Here is a 332-nt window from a genome sequence, read left to right on the forward strand (position 1 = left end):
TCGCGCCAGTCTCGGGGGCGCGCTGATGTGTATCTGAGACAGCTGCCAGGCAGGACCGACCGGCGTCGGCGGCGCGACGATGGCGTCGGCCGAATTCGACGAATCGATCGAGGAGAAGCGCCCGACTGTGCAGGTCGGCGATCCCTTCACCGAGAAATGCCTGCTCGAAGCCTGCCTTGAACTGATGCAGACAGGCGCCGTGATCGCGATCCAGGACATGGGGGCGGCGGGGCTTACCTGTTCGGCGGTCGAGATGGGCGCCAAGGGTGATCTTGGTATCGAACTCGATCTCGACAAGGTACCGGTGCGGGAAGAGCGCATGACGGCATACG

At 64.2% G+C, this 332-nt stretch carries 1 pseudogene; it reads left to right on the forward strand.

Going from position 1 to position 332, the window contains the following annotated elements:
* Positions 1-67 precede the first annotated feature (67 nt).
* Positions 68-332: pseudogene (locus tag QN219_RS05510) on the forward strand (AIR synthase-related protein); the annotation flags it as partial.

It is taken from the genome of Sinorhizobium sp. 8-89 (assembly GCF_030124325.1).
Taxonomy (GTDB): Bacteria; Pseudomonadota; Alphaproteobacteria; order Rhizobiales; family Rhizobiaceae; genus Sinorhizobium.